This is a genomic window from Niabella ginsenosidivorans (assembly GCF_001654455.1).
In the GTDB taxonomy this organism is placed as follows: domain Bacteria; phylum Bacteroidota; class Bacteroidia; order Chitinophagales; family Chitinophagaceae; genus Niabella; species Niabella ginsenosidivorans.
Genome location: NZ_CP015772.1, coordinates 4538059 through 4553059 on the forward strand (window position 1 = coordinate 4538059; position 15001 = coordinate 4553059).

At 43.3% G+C, this 15001-nt stretch carries 14 protein-coding genes; 5 read left to right on the forward strand and 9 right to left on the reverse strand.

Annotated features, from left to right (window positions below):
* Nucleotides 1-2: 2 nt before the first annotated feature.
* The 5 genes from A8C56_RS19170 to A8C56_RS19185 form a co-directional block, all read right to left on the reverse strand.
* Complete coding sequence (locus A8C56_RS19170) at nt 3-1217, reverse strand: alanine dehydrogenase (protein ID WP_067759657.1); 1215 nt, start codon at nt 1215-1217, stop codon at nt 3-5.
* Nucleotides 1218-1293: 76 nt separating this feature from the next.
* The gene (gene tsaE, locus A8C56_RS19175; RefSeq protein ID WP_067759660.1) at nt 1294-1719 is read right to left on the reverse strand and encodes a tRNA (adenosine(37)-N6)-threonylcarbamoyltransferase complex ATPase subunit type 1 TsaE; all 426 of its coding nucleotides are present in this window, start codon (nt 1717-1719) and stop codon (nt 1294-1296) included.
* 202 nt (nt 1720-1921) lie between these two features.
* Nucleotides 1922-3892: an outer membrane beta-barrel family protein gene (locus tag A8C56_RS19180; RefSeq protein ID WP_245645587.1), complete on the reverse strand. Its 1971-nt coding sequence runs from the start codon at nt 3890-3892 to the stop codon at nt 1922-1924.
* Nucleotides 3893-3915: 23 nt separating this feature from the next.
* Complete coding sequence (locus A8C56_RS25145) at nt 3916-4374, reverse strand: carboxypeptidase-like regulatory domain-containing protein (protein WP_245645589.1); 459 nt, start codon at nt 4372-4374, stop codon at nt 3916-3918.
* Between the two features lie 157 nt (nt 4375-4531).
* A complete protein-coding gene (locus A8C56_RS19185; RefSeq protein ID WP_067759662.1) occupies nt 4532-6964 on the reverse strand; it encodes an outer membrane beta-barrel family protein in 2433 nt (810 codons plus the stop codon).
* Between the two features lie 291 nt (nt 6965-7255).
* On the opposite strand from A8C56_RS19185, the gene gcvH reads away from it, so the two are divergent.
* Together gcvH and A8C56_RS19195 are read left to right on the forward strand one after the other, a co-directional pair.
* Nucleotides 7256-7633 carry a glycine cleavage system protein GcvH gene (gcvH, locus tag A8C56_RS19190; RefSeq protein WP_067759665.1) on the forward strand — a complete coding sequence of 126 codons (378 nt, stop codon included), beginning with the start codon at nt 7256-7258 and terminating at the stop codon, nt 7631-7633.
* Nucleotides 7634-7717: 84 nt separating this feature from the next.
* Nucleotides 7718-8107 (forward strand): VanZ family protein, encoded by a 390-nt coding sequence (locus A8C56_RS19195; RefSeq protein WP_067759667.1) that lies wholly within the window; start codon nt 7718-7720, stop codon nt 8105-8107.
* Between the two features lie 272 nt (nt 8108-8379).
* Here the strand turns inward: A8C56_RS19195 and A8C56_RS19200 are convergent, their stop codons facing one another.
* The 3 genes from A8C56_RS19200 to typA form a co-directional block, all read right to left on the reverse strand.
* Nucleotides 8380-8601, reverse strand: a complete 222-nt coding sequence (locus A8C56_RS19200) for a hypothetical protein (RefSeq protein ID WP_067759670.1) — start codon at nt 8599-8601, stop codon at nt 8380-8382.
* 29 nt (nt 8602-8630) lie between these two features.
* Nucleotides 8631-9662, reverse strand: coding sequence for an ATP-binding protein (locus A8C56_RS19205; protein WP_245645591.1), 1032 nt, complete (start codon nt 9660-9662; stop codon nt 8631-8633).
* A 261-nt stretch (nt 9663-9923) separates the two neighbouring features.
* Nucleotides 9924-11729: a translational GTPase TypA gene (typA, locus tag A8C56_RS19210; protein ID WP_218917204.1), complete on the reverse strand. Its 1806-nt coding sequence runs from the start codon at nt 11727-11729 to the stop codon at nt 9924-9926.
* Nucleotides 11730-12036: 307 nt separating this feature from the next.
* On the opposite strand from typA, the gene A8C56_RS19215 reads away from it, so the two are divergent.
* The 3 genes from A8C56_RS19215 to A8C56_RS19225 are packed head-to-tail and all read left to right on the forward strand — an operon-like array spanning nt 12037 to nt 14631.
* On the forward strand, nt 12037-13086 hold the full coding sequence (locus A8C56_RS19215; protein ID WP_067759677.1) for a 3-oxoacyl-ACP synthase III family protein: 1050 nt from the start codon (nt 12037-12039) through the stop codon (nt 13084-13086).
* A gap of 16 nt (nt 13087-13102) precedes the next feature.
* The gene (locus A8C56_RS19220; RefSeq protein ID WP_067759680.1) at nt 13103-14008 is read left to right on the forward strand and encodes a diacylglycerol/lipid kinase family protein; all 906 of its coding nucleotides are present in this window, start codon (nt 13103-13105) and stop codon (nt 14006-14008) included.
* A gap of 17 nt (nt 14009-14025) precedes the next feature.
* Nucleotides 14026-14631, forward strand: coding sequence for a ribonuclease HII (locus A8C56_RS19225; RefSeq protein ID WP_067762283.1), 606 nt, complete (start codon nt 14026-14028; stop codon nt 14629-14631).
* A 100-nt stretch (nt 14632-14731) separates the two neighbouring features.
* Here A8C56_RS19225 and A8C56_RS24545 read toward each other — a convergent pair whose 3' ends face one another.
* Nucleotides 14732-14971 carry a hypothetical protein gene (locus tag A8C56_RS24545; RefSeq protein WP_067759682.1) on the reverse strand — a complete coding sequence of 80 codons (240 nt, stop codon included), beginning with the start codon at nt 14969-14971 and terminating at the stop codon, nt 14732-14734.
* Nucleotides 14972-15001 lie beyond the last annotated feature (30 nt).

Consider the following 15001-nt stretch of genomic DNA (forward strand, 5'->3'; position numbering starts at 1 on the left):
GGCTATCGCTGGCTGGCGATCAGCAGGTTCAGATCCGTATATTTCAAGTCAAAGCGCTGACTCAGGTAAAAATTGGTAAGATGCCCTTTAAATAAGTAGATACCGTTACGCAGGTGCAGCTGGTGCCAGACCAGCTTTTCAATTCCTCCCTCATCACCCGCCTCAACCAAAAGAGGCGTCAATACGTTACTGATAGCCTGGGAAGCTGTGCGGGCAAAGCCGGAAGGGATATTGGGCACACAATAGTGAATGACCCCGTATTTCAGGAAAATGGGGCTTTCATGCGAGGTAACTTCAGAGGTTTCAAAGCAACCGCCCCTGTCAATGGTAGCATCTATAATCACAGAGCCCTGCCGCATGCCGCTTACCATTTCTTCTGTAACCACCAATGGCGTTCTGCCGGATTCATTGGCCAGCGCGCCCACCGCTACCTCACAGGTCTTTAGCTGCTTGGCCAGTAATTTAGGCTCCAGTACGGAAGTCCATAACCGGTGGCCTATGGTATTTTCCAGCCTTTTTAACCTTGACAGGTTGTTATCAAACAACTTTACGGAAGCGCCCAGCGCTAAGGCTGCGCGGGCAGCATATTCCCCAACAATGCCGGCGCCGATAATGATTACTTTAGTAGGGGCAATACCCGTAATACCTCCCAGCAGCACTCCTTTGCCATGATTGGCCGAGCCCAGGTATTGCGCTGCAATCAGCATCACCGCGCTACCGGCAATCTCGCTCATACTACGTACAATAGGGTAAGAATCGCTGTCGTCTTTCAGGTGCTCAAAAGACAAGGCCGTAATTTTTTTCAGCATCATTGCCTTTAGAATATCCCTTTTTAAAACGGATAAATGTAAGGGCGAAATAATGATCTGGTTATATTGCAGCAAAGGAAGGTCTTCTTCTATGACCGGTGCGCTTTTTACCAAAATGGGCGCCTTAAAAACATCTTCCCGGGTGTAAACAATTTTTGCGCCAGCCTCGCTGTATTCTGCATCACGATAATGCGCTGCATCCCCGGCATTGTGCTCTACTACAACGGAATGCCCGTTATTGACCAGCACAGCAACCGCATCCGGTGTTAATGAAACCCTGTTCTCCTGAAAAGCAATTTCCTTGGGAATGCCAATGGTCATGCCGCCACCTTTTACACGAATATCCAATGTTTCCTCCTGGGTTTCATAACTGAAGGAAGTGCTCACTATGGCTTTTACTTTACTCATAAAATGTTTTCAAAAAAACGTCGCCCGTTTCTCCTGATCATTTCAATCCTATGGCCGGGCTGCTGCCAAAATTACCTTATTTCTTTAGTATTTCAATCTTCCGGATTTGCGCATCCACTACAGAAATGGTCACATACAAAGTTTCTTCCGGAAATAACTCCGGCGCTTTTTCCGGCCATTCTACAAAACAATAATGCCCGCTGTACAAACAGTCTTCCACGCCGGCCCTTACAGCCTCTTCTTCATCCTGCAGGCGGTAAAGATCCATATGGTAAACAGAAGCGGGTTTGCCGTTGTTGGTAAACCGGTATTCGTTAATGATGGAAAAGGTAGGACTGCTTACTACATCTTCTACTTCCAGTATCTGGCACAGCGTGTAAATAAAGGTGGTCTTCCCTGCACCCATATCTCCATAAAAAGCAATTATTTTTTTATCATCCAGATTTTCCAGCAGCCAGCTGGCGGTTTGCACAATTTCATTTAATGAGAATAGCTTTTCCATTCTGCAAATATAGGCCCGTTTAAAAGTTTTTGATGGCCATAATTGCTGCTGTCTTTATGGTACTTCGTTGTTCCGAAGAGCCCCTTAAAAAGCAGGTCTGTGGACCAGGTTTACAGTCTATTGCCTATTTTTCATAAAAAAAGTCGCCGGAAAAATTCCGGCAACCTTTTACCTGTTCACTAACAAAACCAAGAACGTTTATTTATTGTCCCGGGGATTTCCCCCCGCCGCTTGCCCGTTTGGTTTCTTCTTCCAGGCCCGTTTTACGCTGGCGGGCAGATTTTACCTGCCGGTTACCAAAATTATAGGTGAAGTTCAGTTTAAACTGGCGACTGTCCCATTTTGCAACAACATTGGTATACACCCCGGCATAATTCATATCTCCTTTAAAACGCATGGTCTTAAAAATATCATCCACACTGGCCTTTATGGTACCGTTACCCTTAAGTATTGTTCTTTGCAGGCCTGCGCTCACAAAACCCATCGATTTTCCCTTGAAGGTTCCGGCCCATATAAATGGCGACAAATACAACCCGGTAACCTCTGCGGTCCATTTTTTGGCAAACTTTAAAGAATGCTGCATGTAGTATTGCAGGTTGAAATTCTTTGCGTTGATCTCTTTTCCTTCACCAAAATCGGCATCATATAATGAATAGTTGGCTGTAAGATTAGAGAAAAAAGTATAGGTTTTATAAGTGTACGGATAGGAAACATTCAGGCTGAAAACATCCTGGTTGGCCAGGTTTTCCGTTGTCTGGTAAGACTTGGTTTTGTCAATTGTATCTACCAGTTGTACAAACATTCCCTTTACATGGCTGTAGCTTAAGGAGGTGTTCAGTTTATATTTGTAGGTATTGGTTAAAGTGACCGAGTTCGTGTATTGCGGGTTCAGGTTTGTATTTCCTTTGCCATACAAATAGTCGTTCAAACGGAACTCAAAGGGGTTCAGATCACTGTAATCCGGGCGGTCGATACGGCGGCTATAACTGATGCTCCATTGGTTCATCGGGTTTTTATTATACGTAATTGACGCGCTCGGGAAAAAGTCGGTATAATCCTTTTTTACTGTGCCTACAAAAGGGGTACTGTAAGACTGGGTCTGGTCATTCCATTGCAGCCCTGTTGAGGTACCATTGGAATGCGTATTCTCTACCCTTAACCCTATCTGATAGGAAAAAGTCTTATAAGCACGGTTATAATTGGCGTATACCGCATTTACGTTCTCCTTATACTTAAAATAGTTATTCTTGGCTGTGTCCAGCACTTCCTGCGACCCGTTTGCATCATAATTGATAAAATTATTACCGGTACTTACAAAATTCAGCTTGCCGCCATACCCCAGCTTACCTTTTAAGAAAGGTTGTTCATAATCTAATTTTAAAGAATAGATATCAATATTAGTACCTGTAACGATCCGGTAAATATTACGGCCAACAGTTGAGCCGTCAGCTATCCGGGTATAAATATTGGGTACAAACTGGTTTCCGGAGATGTCGAAATAACCATAATCAAGGTCGATATTCAATTCCCTTCCTGATGTATCTGCATAGCGATAATTGATATTCCCGTTTATATTGTTTTGATCCCTTAAGGTATTCGTATTTGTATTCAGGTTCCTGTCTGGTGTATTGGTAGGGGCATATGCAATAAGCATATTGCTTGGGCTTTTGAAATTATTATCAGAAACAGTTCCATTAACCATAATCCCTACCGTATTCCTGGAGTCAATAAAATAATCTGCGCCCGCTTTAAAATTGTGGTTCCTGTTATGCATTTTTGTCTCTCCAAACTGGCTAAAGGTGCTGTCTGCCACTTCCCGGAAAATAGATTGTTTATTATAGCGCAATCCCTGGCTGTAATTATAGTTGCCAAAAATGTTCACCTTTTTTGTACGATGATTCAGGTTAAAGCCACCATTATACATTCCATAAGTAGCAGCATTAGCGCCTAAGGTAATATTACCATTGGTGCCAAAGGCTTTGTTTTTCTTTAGGCGGATATTGATGATCCCGGCATTACCCGCCGCTTCATATTTGGCAGACGGATTGGTAATCAGTTCTATGGCCTCAATATCTGAAGACTGCAGGGAACGCAGATAACTGGCAAGATCAGACCCTGTTAAAGGTGAGGGCTTGCCGTCGATATAGATGCGTACTCCGTTCTTACCTGCCATACTGATATTATCATCCTTGTCGATCAGTACCCCGGGGATTTCCGCAGCAGCTCCATTCCATCATTACCGGTAGCGTTAATGGTTCCCTCAACGTTTACCACCATTTTACCGGGCTTTACTTCCACCAATGGTTTTTTAGCTGTTACCACAACGCCGGCCAGTTGAGTGCTGGCTTTCTCCATCAGCAGGTCGTTTACTTTCAGATCACCACCGGCATAATCAAATACCGCTGAATAGGAAGATGCATATCCCACATTCGTTGCCATTATCAAATAAGAACCTGGTGTAATATGATCAAATTTATAAATGCCATTTGCATCTGTAGCATTTAATTTTACAACAGAAGAGTCTTTTGCTTTTAGCAGGGATACGGATGCCTTTTCGAGGGGTCTGGTGCCTTCTTTCACGGTTCCGGAAATCACCTGTGCCTGAGCGGCATTTTGCAGGGCCATGAACAAGGCTGTTGTTATTAATAGTTTCATAAATGTTTTGCTGGTTTGTAATTCAATCTATGCCGCAAATCTATAATCGATGGTTATTGTTACATACGGTATTCCGCCAAACAGCAACTAATACCGGCTAAACGGTTGCTTTTTACGGATAAGCACAGGATCTGGATGGTGTTTTGCATCAAAACGGTTAATTGCCACCGCTTTTTACACGGTTTTGCTCATCGCCGGCACCACTTCTCCGGTTACGTACCGGAGCAATATTGTTTTTGCCAAACTTATAGGTAAAGGAAATATTAAACCGGCGATTATCGCGGGTGTTTTTTATTTCGGTATCTACATTGGCATACCGGGCATACCCGCTGAATACCTGGGTCTTCAGCACATCCCGTACCCCGATTTTCAGCGTTGCTTTTTCTTTAAATAATTTGCGGGATAACGCGGTATTCATGGCGCCCATACTGTTGCCTACAGTTAAGTCATCCAATGATCTTGTACGGTACCAGCCGCTGATTTCAAAAGCCCAGAGCTTTGCAAAGGTCATTGTGGAGGTACCATTACCGGTAAAGGAGGTCATTTGCAGAGAAACGGGATAATTTTGTTGCCCGTCTGTATATAATCCGTCAAATTTATTGTGATATACATTGGTGTAAAGATTCAGGTTCCACCATTTGGTTACAGGGAAGTTTGCAGTAACAGCAATGCCCACCTGTTTCATTTTACTGAAATTTTCACGGGTTTCAAATGTTCGCTCCCCCTCTTGCTTTAAAAGCTGTGTAATAATATCATTGGTTACCGTATAATTCAATGTTGTGGTCAGGAACCGTTTGAAGGTATGGCTCAGCTCAATATTATTGGTAAACTGCGGCTTCAGATACGGGTTCCCTTTACCATAGGTCAGGGAGTCCAGGTAGTATACAAAAGGATTCAGATTATCATAATCGGGCCGTGTGATCCGCTTATTGTAGCTCAGGTTAAACTGGTTGTTATCATTTGCATTAAAGCCAACTGTTACCGTAGGGAACAGGTTGGTATAGCTCCTTTTAAAAACGGAATCTTTTGTGATCAGGTTTCCATCTGAGTTGGTGTTTTCCACACGCAAACCGCCTGTAAACTCCCATTTCTTTACGGATTTGGAAAGCGTGGCATACGCCGCGTTGATATTTTCTTTATAAATAAAATGATTGCTTCTTGATTCATCAACATACCAGCCGGTGGTGGTATCACGCTGGTACTCTACCCGGTTGTTGGTGTTTACAAAGCTGGTTTTCAAACCTGTTTCCAGCTTCGTGGTCTTATTGAACGGATGCACATAATCCATTTTGGCGCTGTAAATATTTATTTCAGAAGGCTGACTGCCCAGTAGGGACACCGTATTTCCTCTTTGAACATCATCGGGAGTATAGGCTCGGGTAACAAGGTCTATATGCCCTTTATTATTATAATAGGCCTGGTCAAGATCTACCGTCAGCTCTCTCCCGGCAGAGTCAAAACTGTGCTTATAGTTAATATTAGTGGTAAGATTGCTGAAATCACCGTTGTTTTTACCTACTGATCCTAATTTATAATTAACGTCTCCCGAAGGATATCTTATATTAGACAAGCCGTCCTGCAGTTCATTCCACTGTCCGAAACCGCCGTTTACAACGATTCCCGCAACATCTTTCTGGGAAAAGTTGTAATCCATGCCCAGTTTTATATTATTATAATTACCATAATTGCGCCGGTTGGTTTCCTGATCTGATGTGCCGGTAAGGTTACCGGTACTGCCGTCAATAAATTTCCGCTGCAGGGAAAGCACTCCAACCCCATCCCAGCGGCCACCTTCATAGCCGCCGAAAAGGTTCACTTTGTTATTACGGTAATTGATATTTAATCCTCCGTTGTAGCGGGGGTAAAAGCCCTGATCATACCCAATATTTGCCGTTCCGTTCATCCCCTTCACAGTTCCCTTCTTGGTTTTTATATTGATGATACCCGAGTTTCCGGCGGCATCATATTTTGCGGGCGGCGCCGTCATGATCTCGATCTGGTCCAGCTGGCTGCTTTGCATACTCCTTAAAAAGTTGGTCAGTTGCTGCCCCGACATATAGGTGGGCTTTCCATCAACAAGAATGACAACACCTCCTTTACCTTTTAAACTAATGTTACCATCATTATCTACAGCAACGCCTGGTGCTTTTTCAAGCAACTCAAGAGCGCTGAGCCCGGAATTAGTAGGTGAAGCATCTACATTCATTACTGTTTTACCCGCCTTTACCTCAAAGGGCGGACGTTTTGCAGTTACCACCACGCCTGCCAGTTGGGTGCTGGTTTTTTCCACCACTATTGAATCAACAAGTATATCCTGCCCTGAAAAACTGACAGGGCCTGCATATTCATTATCATAACCGACACTGGTAGCCAGCAACAGGTAGTTATTATTTGCAGGTTTAACAAACTCAAAAGAGCCATCCTTTCCGGTAGCCTTAATGGTTACTACAGATGAATCTTTTGCTTTTAATAGGGCTACAGAAGCTTTTTCCAATGGTTTATGTGCTGCATCCGTTACCGTTCCCGAAATAGTTTGTGCCTGGGTAAAAAAAGCCCACAGACAAGCCCCTGTTAAAATTATCTTTCTCATATTCTATTACTGTTACGGCAACAAAGCTATTCTTCCCATTTGCTCTTAACCAGCTATTTCCGGTAAATGGGGCAAAACACCCCTTAATTGGGATAAAACGTCATTTAAGCTGTGCCGGGTTCAGCAAAAAAAACAGATACTATCCGATAAAATGCAGTAAGTCGGAAAATCATAAATAATGTTACAGCAGTTAAAAAGCTTTTTGCAGAAATTAACAACTCCGCAAAAATTATTGTCATAAAACTGGAATTCTAAATTCCTTTACTCATATTTGTAATCTAAAATATTGTTATGAGTTATCCTGAAACATTACGTTATACCAAAGATCATGAATGGCTGCGCCTGGAGGGTGATGTGGCAACAATTGGCATTACCGATTTTGCCCAGAGGGAATTAGGCGATATTGTTTATGTGGAGGTAGAAACAATAGGAAAAACCTTAAAGGCCGGTGATGTTTTTGGTACCGTGGAAGCTGTGAAAACAGTATCAGATCTGTTCCTTCCGGTGGATGGCGAAATAACAGAGCTGAATGAAGCGCTGGCAAACGCTCCTGAATTAGTGAATACAGATCCTTATGGTGAAGGCTGGATGATTAAAATGAAAGTGGCTGATCCTGCGGACATTGAGCAGTTAATGACCGCAGCAGCCTATGAAACTTTAGTGGATTAAATAATATTTAACTTTAGTCTTCTTACAGGACATGGCCATTCACCCTGCTGGTGACTGGCTTTTTTGTTTTAAAAAAATCAGATTTTGAAAAAAGGATTTATCTTACTGTTCGCGTTGATCTATTTTATTATTACCCTTGTTCTTTTAACGCTGCCGGGATCAGCTTTTCCAAAAGAACGTTTTCTGGACAAGATCTTCTTTGATAAATGGGTGCATACAGGCATGTTTGCAATTCTTGTATTCCTGTGGAATTTTTGGCTGATCAAAAAACATACAGGCCTGACAGGGATTGCCTCAAAATTTATTATTGTAGGCGTACTGGCACTGGCTTATGGTATAGCAATGGAATTTGTTCAGAAATATTGGGTGCCTTACCGGTCTTTTGATGTTACAGATATGATTGCAGACGGAGCAGGTTGTTTAGCAGGTTTATTCTTAAGTTTTTATGTATACAAAAAAAATAGACCCCTGTAGAAACAGGGGTCGCAACCAAAACTAACTGCTTATGAGAAAATTGACTATCTTTTTTAAAACTCTTTATTTGCTTGTTCTTTCTATTATAAACGCAAGTTCCTTGCCAATATTATTTTCTAACTGTTAAAAAAATTTAAAAGAACCCGTTTTGTACCGATTTGTTTTTCATTAAAAGAACTACTGCATTGATAAAAAAGCAGAAATTATGCCAAACCGCTTTATAACTTAAAAACGATTAAATTTTATTCGCTCATACAACGCAGAAAAACAATTCAGGAATTTTTATTCTCATTACGCCACCAGCGTATACCTAAAAATGCGATCAGGCCCAAAGGCAGAAAGGCCAGATAAAGGATGCCCGTATTAAAACCCCGTGCCGGGCCATCACCCAGTTGCTGGGCTGTTTTAGTACAAATGGAGCACTGCGCAAAACTTTGTACCTCCCCCAAAAACCCCAGAACAAAAAGTGCTGCCATGCATATTTTCCGTTTCATAATGCAAAGATACTTTATTGTTGTTACAGCTATCCAACAATAAAGGAGGGGTAATTGTTTTGGTTCATAACCTCAAACACAGCGGCGGGGTAAGCTTTTGCAAAAGCAACCGGTATCCTAACCTGGGCAGCATTCCATTTAATTTCATATGCTGAAAGAATTCCTGCCTGTTCCTCAATCAGATCAATCTCCTGCTGATCATAAGTGCGCCAGAAATAGCTGTTTACAGAATGCCGGGTATAGGCATTATATTTCATCCGCTCGGATAACAAATAATTCTCCCAAAGCATTCCCACATCCTGCCGCAAGGGCAGTAAACTAAAATTATTAATAAGCGTATTGCGTACCCCGTTATCCGTAAAATACCACCTGCTGCTTTTTACTACTTCTTTGCGCAGGTTTTTACTGTAGCCACTACGCTTATACAGAACAAATACCTTACTTAATAAATCCAGATAGCGCTCAACCGTATTTTTGCTGATCCCTAAACCACGCCCCAGCTCTTCAAAAGACACCTCTCTGCCAATCTGGTAGGCCAGCAACACCAACAGGTCTTTTAGTTTTTGCGGGTTCCTTATGTCTTCAAATACCAAAAGATCTTTCAGCAGATAGGTATTAATCAGTTCTTTAAGATATTCTTCTTTTTCTGTAAGCGATGTAATGCCGAATATTTCCGGGTAACTGCCAAAAACCAATCGTTCCGGAAGATTTTGCCGGGTTGTTAAGCTGTTTTCCATAGGCGCCAGCTCCATTTGGGCTATAGGATACAACTGGCGGGTAATGGTGCGCCCTACTAGCGGCTCTCCGGCTGTTTGCTGCAGATCAAAACTGCTGGAACCCGTAATAATAATATGTAAAGGCTTTATTTCATCGATCATCAATTTTACTTTTCTGCCAATATCCTTAATATACTGGGCCTCATCAATGATCAATAGTTTTTTATTTTGCAGCAGGCGTTTATAATTAGCCACCGTTCTTTCCTCCAGGATGCGTTCCGTATCTTCATCCTCCCCGTTCAGCCAAAGGCATGCATCAGCAAGGTGATTTTTTACCCGAAGCAATAGTTCCGTTTTGCCTACACGCCTCGCACCTACTAGCAGGGTCACTTTCTGCCGCGAACAATCAGCGATTATTTGCTGGTATAACGCCCGGTTTATCATAGTTCAAAAATAATAAAACTGACGGAATTTATATAAATTTAGTCATTATACTGACGGAATTTATATAAATTTAGTCATTATACTGACGGGACTTACATATAGATAACATAAAAAATCCCGGCTTAAACCGGGATATTATGTAACAAATTCATTTATAAATGATTAAACTTCTGCAGCCATTTTCTTGGCAACCTTATTCCGCTCAATTTCGTCCAAAATTACTTTACGCATGCGGATGAAATTAGGCGTTACCTCAATACACTCATCCTGCTGAATGTATTCCATACATTCTTCCAGTGCCATCAGCGTTTTGGGCGCAATGCGGGTAGCATCATCACTGCCGCTGGCACGGTGGTTGGTCAGCTTCTTTTCTTCTGTAGCATTTACCACAAGATCACCAGGTTTAATATTTTCGGCAAGGATCTGGCCGGCATATACTTCCTCACCCGGGTCTACGAAAAACGTTCCGCGATCCTGTAATTTGTCGATAGAATAACCGGTTGTCCGGCCCTGGTTTTTAGAGATGAGCACACCGTTATTCCTGCCGGGAATAGCTCCTTTCCAGGGTTGGTAGGATGAAAAGCGGTGCGCCATAACTGCCTCACCCGTTGTTGCGGTCAGCATCTGCGTGCGCAAGCCGATCAGCCCGCGGGAAGGAATTTCAAATTCCAGGTGCTGCATTTCGCCCTTGGTTTCCATTACCAGCATTTCTCCTTTACGGCGCGTAACCAGGTCTATTACTTTACTGGCAAACTCTTCCGGTACATCAACTACTAATGTTTCAAAGGGCTCATGTTTTTTTCCATCGATCTCTTTGGTAATGACCTGCGGCTGACCAACCGTCAGCTCGTATCCTTCCCGGCGCATGGTTTCGATCAATACGCCCAGATGCAGAATGCCGCGGCCATATACCAGAAAGGCTTCTCCTCCTTCGCTTTCTTCCACGCGCAGCGCAAGGTTTTTTTCGGTTTCTTTTTCCAGGCGGTCGCGCAGGTGGCGGCTGGTCACAAACTTTCCGTCCTTACCAAAAAAAGGAGAATTATTAATGCCAAACAGCATGTTCATAGTAGGCTCATCCACGCTGATCCTTGGCAGTGCTTCGGGGTTTTCCGCATCGGCAATTGTATCTCCGATGTTAAAGTCTTCAATTCCAACCACTGCGCACAGGTCGCCTGCCTGCACTTCTGCTACCCTTTTCTTTCCCATTCCTTCAAACACATATAATTCCTTTACACGGGTTTTCTTAACGCCATCGGACTGCATCAGTGCCACCTGCTGGCCCTCTTTAATGCTGCCACGGCCTACTTTACCTACGGCAATACGGCCAAGGAAGGAAGAATAATCCAGCGATGTAATCTGCATCTGCAGCGGCCCTTCCTCCGCTTTGGGAGCTGGTACATATTTTAAAATGCCATCCAGCAGGGGTTGAATATTATCAATCGGTGTTAAAGAATCATTGAACCAGCCATTCTTGCCTGAACCATAGAAGGTAGGAAAATCCAACTGCTCTTCCGTAGCATCCAGGTTAAAGAAAAGATCAAATACCGCATCATGCACTTCCTCAGGACGGCAGTTGGGTTTATCTACTTTGTTGATTACCACAATAGGTTTTAACCCCAAAGCCAGTGCTTTCTGCAATACAAAACGGGTTTGCGGCATCGGCCCTTCAAACGCATCCACCAGCAGGATCACTCCATCCGCCATTTTTAAAACACGCTCTACCTCACCGCCAAAATCGGCGTGACCAGGCGTGTCGATCACATTAATTTTTGTATCCCTGTAAGTAACTGCTGCATTTTTACTAAAAATGGTAATGCCCCGTTCTCTTTCCAGATCATTATTGTCCATTATCAGCTCCCCGGTTGACTGGTTTTCACGAAAGACCTGGGTTGCATGTAAGATCTTGTCGACCAATGTGGTCTTACCATGGTCTACGTGCGCTATGATGGCTATATTTCTTAAATTCATAATTCTTTGTTGAAATGTTTACAAGTTAATATGCTAACAGGGGTAATACACCGGACCGGAAGTCTGTTGACTGGCAGGTTGTATCCTCATCAATCCCTGTCAAACATATCAGCCTGTTAACTCCTAGCTCTCTAAAAAGAGCGCAAAGGTAAGACAATTCCACGCGGCAGCCTAAATTTTTGAGGATTTTACCCACTGAAATAATCAAAAAATAACAACCTTAGTTAACTATTTTCAACTGTAATTGTTATAAATAACCCGCATTCACTGTAAATAATTAAATTGCTGTCTGCAAGCATCTTGTTTTATGAACAATACAATTATAGCCGGAATAGGCGGCTATGTTCCTGATAATGTAATAACTAATGATACGCTGACCCGATTTATGGACACCAGCGATGCCTGGATCTGGGAACGTACCGGCATCGAAGAAAGACGCTATGTAACGCGGTTTGAACAAACAACAGCTACCATTGGCGCTGAAGCGGCTAAACAGGCTATTGAAAGAGCCGGGATCAGCAAAGAAGAAATCGATTTTATCATTTTTGCCACTTTGAGCCCGGATTATTTCTTTCCCGGCTGTGGTGTATTGGTGCAGCGGATCCTTGGCTTAAAAGATATTGGAGCCCTGGATGTAAGAAACCAGTGCAGCGGATTCCTCTATGGCCTCAGCATTGCAGACCAGTTCATTAAAACCGGCATGTATAAAAACATTCTGCTGATTGGTGCAGAGGTTCATTCTTATGCAATGGACTTTTCTACAAAAGGCAGGAACGTATCTGTGATCTTTGGCGATGGCGCCGGAGCCGTAATACTACAACCATCCAAAGACCCCGCAAGGGGAATATTAAGCACCCACCTGCATAGCGACGGAGCAGATGCGGAAGCCCTGAGCATGCCCAACCCGGGATTTCATTGCGGTGTGCATAATCCTGACTGGAAACCGCCTGTTCCTGAACAAAAATACGGAGGTGTTTTTATTACACCGGATCTTTTGGCCAGAGAAGATTTTTATCCGTATATGGATGGCCAGGCCGTATTTAAAAAAGCGATCATTAAACTGCCGGAAGTGATTATGGAAGCGCTTACGGCCAACCAATACCAGCCGGAGGACCTGCAGCTCCTGATTCCACACCAGGCAAACCTGCGCATAGCGCAACTGGTGCAGCAAACCTTAAAGTTAAGGGATGATCAGGTTTTTAACAATATTCAAAAATACGGAAATACCACGGCTGCTTCTGTTCCCTTAGCTTTGTGCGAAGCCTGGGAAAAGGGAAAGGTGAAAGAAGAAGACCTGATTTGCCTGGCCGCCTTTGGCAGCGGCTTTACCTGGGGCAGTGCTTTATTAAAGTGGTAAAAGAACCAACTTGCTGATGAAAAGGAAAATCTGCTACATTCTTAACCCGATATCCGGTACAGGGTCAAAAGACATGCTTTCCAATGTGGTGGCAAAAGAAACATTGAAAGCGGGCATTGCATTTCAGTTTTTTCCCTCTGTTGCCAGTGGCGACTATTCCTTTTTATTTGATACGATCACGGAAGAAAGGTATACAGATGTGGTCATCATTGGTGGCGATGGCACCGTAAACCAGGTGATCGACAGCCTGAAACATCTTCCGGTGCGTTTTGGGATCATTCCCTCGGGCTCGGGCAATGGCCTTGCATTTGGCGCCGGCATTCCCAAAACGCCTGTAAAAGCGCTGAAGGTCATTTTTAAGAACCGTTGGATGCCTGTTGACGGCTTCCGGGTAAACGGGAAATTTGCCTGTATGCTCTGCGGTTTGGGTTTTGACGCAAAAGTGGCGCATGATTTTGCCAACGCCCCTCAGCGGGGATTAATGACCTATGTAAACCAGGTGTTTAAAAATTTCTTTGGAGCAAAGCCCTACCTGTTCAAAATAAAACTGGCAGAGACGCAGTTTGAAACCGGAGCTTATTTTATCAGTATTGCCAACAGCAACCAGTTTGGAAATCATTTTACCATTGCTCCCAAAGCCAGCCTGAATGACGGCTTGCTGGACGTGGTCATTGTAACCGAGCAATCAAAAATGGCCATGCTTTATAATACGCTGATACAAATAGGGGGAATGAATAAAGTGCAGGCTGTTGAGGCTGTTAGAAAAAAACGAGGCATCATTTATTTTCAAACCTCCTCTATACGTATCAGTAACCGCAATGAAGCACCCATGCATATTGACGGAGAACCGGTGGCTACAGAAAAAAAGCTGAATATTGAAATTGAAAAAAGTTGTTTTAATTTGCTTTCAGATTATTTGTGAAAAAGCAACAGATTAATATGCCCGACTTACTGGTTTCCTTCCAGCAGAAACTGCTGGAAGCGGGATGCGATGAAGCCGGCCGCGGTTGTTACGCAGGCCCGGTCTTTGCTGCCGCTGTAATTTTACCCCGGCATTTCCATCACCCCTTATTAAATGACAGCAAACTGCTGAAACCCTCTGTACGCCTTGAATTAAGAACATATATCGAAGCGCACGCCCTGGCCTTTTCTGTGGCCCAGGTAAGCGTAGAAGAAATTGATACGATCAATATCCTGAAAGCCTCTCAAAAAGCAATGCATATTGCCCTGGCCAGCCTGAAGCTGACACCTGAGTTCATTGCCGTAGACGGCAATTATTTCCTGAATTACAAAACAATACCGCACGCCTGTATTGTTAAAGGAGATGGAAAATTTTCAAATATTGCTGCTGCAAGCATCCTTGCAAAGACCTACAGGGATGAATACATGCAACGGATCCACTCAGAATTCCCTCAATATAACTGGGCATCCAATAAAGGATATGGCACCCAGGAACACAGAGATGCCATTAAAGAAAATGGCATTTGTATATATCATAGAAAAAGTTTTAACATTTTACCAGTTCAGGCAGCTTTATTTGAATAATTAAATGGCATTGATTTTGACTGGTATTGATCAGAGTAAAAAAAATCCGTTAATATGAAAAGAGCATTTCTTCTGGTAATGATCGTCATTTTTGGCGCTATTACTTCCGGCTATGCGCAGCCCCGCCCCCCGAGGCCGCCGCATCCACCCAGACCTTCACATCATCATTACAAAAAAAAGAAACGGCACCATCATGTGGCCCATTACAGGCACAGGAGGCCGGTGCACCCGCCAAGGCCACCAAGAAGACCGCCGCATCCGCCATTGCCACCACACCCGCCATTACCACCACATCCTTAATAAATACCAGAATGTAGGTATGTCTGAATAGAAATTTCATACTTAAATTTGAGATTCCTGTTCAGACATT